We start from the raw sequence: 5,346 nt of genomic DNA on the forward strand, positions 1-5,346 counted from the left end.
GGCATCCACCGCGCCCTCGGCCCGCGTTGTGCGGAACGGACAACGGACACCGGACAACGGATGACGGCGTGGCCCGAGCGAGGGCGTGGGGCGAGCGACGGGCGCCCCGCTGGTGGGGCGTCCCGTGCCACCGGCATGGGTTGACGCCCTCGCGGAGCGCGACGACACTGTCAGGGACGGTCACGATGGTCAGCGCCCACCGCGCGGGTTTCCCGCCGGGTGGGTCATCAGCCCCGGCTCGCTGACAGGCAACCCTTCTCCGCGACGGGGTGCCCCCGGGTGACGACCGGGTTCCGTCGATGTGGACGGGACAAGCGCGGTCTCGCTGCCTCGCGAGCCCCCGATGATGGGACCGGTGGAGATGCGCAGGACTGACAGCACCGGGGAAGACGCCCGTCGGCGTCCCCGGCCGTCGGCCCCGTTCCGGCGTCCCCGCCCCCTGACCAGGCGTCTGCACATCGACCTGCTGCGCATCTGCAGCGCCTCCAGTCCAGCCGCCTGATTCGACACGGTCACCGAGCGCGGCCCCGCGCGCCGGGGGTCGGGTGTGTCCCGGCACCGATCCGGTGGGTGTTCCGCGCGGGCTTACCTTCCGTTGCGCCGTCGGCGCCGTCCGGGCAGGGCGGGGCCGGGGCTCCGTCATTGCCTTGGAGAGCCATGTCCGAGACATTTCCGCTCAGTTCAGGTCCTGCCGCTCTTCTCGATCCCGACCCCTGCTCGGCCCGCCCCCGGATCGCCCCGCCCGCTTCCCCGCACACGCCCCCGCACCGCTTCCGCAGCCGCATCGGCGTCGACCTCGCCGGCGGCTTCTACCCGGCGCCGCACCGCTACCGCCTCTATCTCTCCGCGCACTGTCCGCTCGCGCTGCGCGTCTCCATCACCCTCGATCTGCTCGGGCTCCGGGACACCGTCACCACCACCCTCCTCGGCCGCCCGGACGAGACCCCCGAGGCGTTCGCCTCGCTGCGCGGTGCCTACGAGGCCACCTGGCACCACTACAGCGGCCCGGTGGACGCGCCCGCGCTGTGCGACCGCTGGACCGGACGGGTCGTCAGCAATCACACGCCCGACATCCTGCGCGACCTGGCCGGCCACCTGAGCGACCACGTCGGAGCCGGACGCCCCCGGCTGCGCCCGGCGGCCCTCGCCGCGGACATCGACGCCCTGCGGGAACTCTTCGACGCGGACATCACCCACGCCGCGCGGCAGGCCGCGGCGGTGAACGAGGCGGAGTGCCGGGACGCGGGTCTGAAGCGGCTGCTGACGGCCCTCGGCCGGCTCGACCGCCGGCTGGCGGCCGCGCCGTACGCCCTGGGGGACGAGCTGACCGCCGCCGATGTGGACCTGTGGGTGGCGCTCGTCCAGCTCGACACCGAGCACCGGCTGCGTCTGGACCCCGACGCGGCGGACCAGGTCTCCCGCCATGCTCATCTGCGCGCCTACGTGCGGCGGCTGCACGCCCATCCGGCCTTCCACACCACGCTTCCGGAGGCGCTCGGACCGGACGCGCCCTGAGCGTCCCCGGTGGCGCGGTCGGGGAGGGGCTCGGCCGGGCCCCTCCCCGACCGCTCGGCCACGGCGGCGGCCATCAGGGCGGCGAGCCACCGGACCCGTCCCGTGTGCCCGGGCAGCCGACTGATGGCGTGGCCGACCACCAGGCCGCCGCCACCCCGAACAGTGGCTGAGCCCTGGTGACGGGCGCGGACGGCTCCGCCCGCGCCCGTCACCAGGGGTGGTCCACGGAGATCCGCCGAAGGCTTCCGCTCCACGGGCACACGGGACGGGTCCGGTGCAGAGCGGGCGCACCGCCCAGTGCGGAACGGGCGCACCACCCAGTGCGGAACGGGCACGCCGCCCAGTGCAGAGCAGGCACGCCACCTGGTGCGGCGCCGCCCAGTGCGGAACGGGCGGGCCGCTCAGGAGAGGGCGGCCCGGGTGTCGCCGAACTCGCCCATCGCCCCGGCCACGATGGCCTCCAGCCGGGCGTGGTGGGCACCGCGCCAGTAGACCCGTTCGCAGACCGTGCAGCGGGCGAAGACGTCGTACGTGCGCCGGGTCCCGTGCTGGAGCCGCTCCCGGACCGTCTCCTTGTCGGCGTCCTCCAGCGGGCCGTTGCAGGCGGTGCAGCGGGTCCAGGGCGCCAGGCGCGGGGAGAACCGGCCGAGGACGTCGCGCAGTTGCTCATCGGGGCGGTCGCTGTAGACGTACGCCCCGGCCCACAGCTCACGGCGGCGCAGCAGCCCCCGGTCGCGGGAGAGCAGCACCCGGCGCTGGGCGGCGGAGCGCGCGGCCAGCTCGGGGTCGCCGATGTCCTCGCTCTCGTACGCGGCGTCCACGCCCAGCAGCCGCAGCCGCCGCGCGAGCGTGCCGAGGTGCACATCGAGCAGAAAGCGCAGCGGTGCGCCCGGTACCCGCTGCGGACGGACGACCGGGTGGACCTCCACGGTCTCCCCCGCGCCCGGCACGTGCGAGACGGCGGTCTCCTCGCCGTTCACCAGCAGGCGGCCGACCTCGGTGAGCGGGACCCCGAGCGACTCGACGACATGGCCGAGGGTGGAGACGCCGTCGGTGACGACGGCCGTCCAGGGGCGCCGCCGCTCCGGGCCGACGAAGAATCGCAGTTCAGGAGCGAGGCTGAGATGGATCTCGGGTCCGTTCACACCGCCAGCATGCCAGGCGCGCCCGGTCGGGGCGACGGCGTTCCGGGCCGGCCGCGGCTTGACGATCAGGGAAGCCCGTGCCCGGAACGGCCTGCCATGCCCGCGCCGGACGGGCCCAGCGTCGCGCCCTGCCCGTGCCCCGGAACGACCCGGCGTCGCACCCTGCCCATGCCCAGACGGGCCCAGCGCCGCGCCCTGCCCGTACCCCGGAACGACCCGGCGTCGCACCGTGCCCGTGCCCAGACGGGCCCGGCGCCGCGCCATGGACGGACCCGCCTTCGTGCGCAGGGGCCCGGGGCCTCGGCCCCGCGGCCTCAGCCCCGCGGCCGGGCCGCCTTGGCCTGGTCACGCCGTTTCTTGCGGCGCCACGCCACCAGCCGCAGGAACTCCTCGTGCAGCACCCGGCCCAGGAGCGCGCCGCCGAAGACCACGAAACCGACGCCGACCAGCCAGGACTGGACGACCAGGACGGTGCCGACCGGACCGTAGGAGACCGCGCTGGAGGCGATCAGCGGGGAGAACACCAGCTGGGAGAAGATCCGCAGTCCCAGCAGCCCCACGCCGGTGGCCAGCGCGCCGGGCAGCAGGGCGCCCCAGCTGATCCGCCCGCCGAGCAGCAGCCGCTGCGACCACCAGAAGAACAGCACCGTGCCCACCACCGCCACCAGCACCCGGGAGAGGCCGGGGGCCAGATGGGAGGAGAGCAGCAGATAGCCGATCAGCACCACGAGCCACACCAGATGGCGCCAGACGGTGTGCCAGCGGCCCGCGGGCAGCTCCCACACCTTCTCGTAGCCGACCTGGAGCACCGTGCCGAAGCGCAGTCCGAAGATGGCCAGCGTCGCCAGACCGAACGCGGTGGTGGACTCCAGCGCCTGTTTGGGCTGGGCGAACAGCCGCTGCACCTCGTCCCGCGAGGTGGGGGCGAGTCCGAGTCCCTCGGCCAGCCACTGGGCGAAGCCGAGCCGGTTGACCGGATCGGCCGCGGCGACCACGATCAGCAGCGGCACCAGGGTGAGAAAGCCCAGGGCGGCGAAGCCCATCGAGCGGTGCAGCAGCTCGAATTCGCTGCCCCGCCGCCAGCCGCGTCCGATCGCGGACCGCTGGACCGCGTCGTGCAGCCGCCGCCACCACGACCGCGGCCCCCGGGAGCCGGACGCGGACGGATGCTCGGACATACCCACCGGCGATCAGTACGGGTGCCGGTCGGGCTTGTCCGTCCATGCCTGGTACGCCTCGGCACCCAGCTCCGGGTGGATCTGCTCGATCAGGATCGAGCGCTGGTCCATGGGCCTTTGGAAGTCCTCGTACTGGAACGAGTCGTCGAAGCCGATCTTCGCGGTGGCGGCCTGGTCGCAGCTGAAGTAGACGGCGTCGATCCGCGACCAGTAGATCGCGCCCATGCACATCGGGCAGGGTGCGCCGGTGACGTAGATCGAGCAGCCCTGGAGCATCCGGGCGCGCTCCGGCACCGGGTCGGCGGACCCCTGGGGACGCGGTACGAGTTTCAGCGTGCTCTGGTCGACACGGTCCGGGGCTATCGCCGGCGCTTCGGGGTTGAGCACCTGGATCGCCTTGCGGATGCTCTCCACCTCGGCGTGTGCCGTGGGGTCGCCGGTGAGCAGCACCCGGTTCTGTCCGCGGGCGATGATGGCGTCATCGCGGCTGATCACCGCGCCGAACGGGCCGCCCCAGCCGTTCTCCACCGATTCGGTGGCCAGCCGTACCGCTTCGGCGAGGAACTCCCGCTTCGCCATCTGAACCTCCGTCCGGCTCTCCCGTGCCCGCGCTGGGCACCCTTGCGAGACGCCCTATTTGATCGGCAATTTCCGATTTTCCGTTTGGCCCAGACTACTCGTCATGGGCCCCCGTGCAACCCACGGCTCCCGGCGGACGGGGCCCACCGCCGTGGGCGAAACGAACGGGTGGTGGTCTTCCGGTTCTCCCGGATCGGCCGGTTGACACCTGGTCGCGGCCGAGGCGGCGGCTCGACCCCGGACGACGGCTCGGCGGATCGCCGTTCCACGGGTCACCGGCTCACTCCCCGGCTCACTCCGTGGCCATGACCGGGGCCCCGCTGTCCGCGTCGATGACGCTGACCCGGACCGCGGGCTCGCGCACCGTGTCCAGGCTGGCCGCCGCGTCCACCGCGAACAGCACCAGCACGGGCCGCGCCTTCGCGCCGCCCCCGTACACCCCGGCGAACTGGAGGATGCGCCAGCCGCCGTCGTCCCAGTGGTCCAGCAGCGCGGACCGCACCACGCGGGAGGCGCCCTGCCAGGCCCGGGAGCGCTCCAGCAGCTCGATGGTCGCGGCCACCGGGACCGCCGCCGAGGCGCCGGTGGCGGTGAGCGGATGTCCGGCGATCCGCAGCCGCAGCCGGCGCAGCGGCATCCGCCACCAGCGGTCCGGATCGGCGCGGAGAGCGGTCAGGACCGCCGCCGCGGCCAGGACGAGGCACACCGCCGCGGCCGGTTGCCGGGCCGCCGCGGTCCACCAGGGCCGCTGGGCCAGGGCCGCCGCGGCCCCGCCCGCCAGGACCGCGGCGGCGCGGACGAAGGCGCGCCAGGTGGGCGGGGTGTCCTGCCGTGCCGTACAGCCGCAGGAGGACCCGGGCGCGGCGGCGCGGGCGTAGCCGAGATAGCCGAGGAAGCCCGCGCCGAGGACGGCGGCCGCCGCGCCCGGG

5 protein-coding genes and 1 riboswitch are annotated in these 5,346 nt (G+C 74.5%); of the genes, 1 reads left to right on the forward strand and 4 read right to left on the reverse strand.

From position 1 onward, the window contains the following. Positions 1-178 precede the first annotated feature (178 nt). Positions 179-323: riboswitch (SAM riboswitch) on the forward strand. Between the two features lie 334 nt (positions 324-657). Beyond that, positions 658-1,515: a glutathione S-transferase C-terminal domain-containing protein gene (locus tag AXW62_RS27300; protein WP_060946855.1), complete on the forward strand. Its 858-nt coding sequence runs from the start codon at positions 658-660 to the stop codon at positions 1,513-1,515. A gap of 401 nt (positions 1,516-1,916) precedes the next feature. On the opposite strand, the gene AXW62_RS27305 is transcribed toward AXW62_RS27300, so the two are convergent. From AXW62_RS27305 to AXW62_RS27320, 4 genes are all read right to left on the reverse strand, one after another. Next, positions 1,917-2,660 carry a Mut7-C RNAse domain-containing protein gene (locus AXW62_RS27305; RefSeq protein WP_030825472.1) on the reverse strand — a complete coding sequence of 248 codons (744 nt, stop codon included), beginning with the start codon at positions 2,658-2,660 and terminating at the stop codon, positions 1,917-1,919. A gap of 314 nt (positions 2,661-2,974) precedes the next feature. Then, positions 2,975-3,838, reverse strand: a complete 864-nt coding sequence (locus AXW62_RS27310) for a YhjD/YihY/BrkB family envelope integrity protein (RefSeq protein WP_030825469.1) — start codon at positions 3,836-3,838, stop codon at positions 2,975-2,977. Between the two features lie 12 nt (positions 3,839-3,850). After that, complete coding sequence (locus AXW62_RS27315; RefSeq protein WP_060946856.1) at positions 3,851-4,417, reverse strand: nucleoside deaminase; 567 nt, start codon at positions 4,415-4,417, stop codon at positions 3,851-3,853. A gap of 292 nt (positions 4,418-4,709) precedes the next feature. Further along, a partial coding sequence (locus tag AXW62_RS27320) for a hypothetical protein (RefSeq protein ID WP_060946857.1) occupies positions 4,710-5,346 on the reverse strand: 637 nt, incomplete at its 5' end.

It is taken from the genome of Streptomyces hygroscopicus subsp. hygroscopicus (assembly GCF_001553455.1).
Lineage (GTDB): Bacteria > Actinomycetota > Actinomycetes > Streptomycetales > Streptomycetaceae > Streptomyces > Streptomyces hygroscopicus.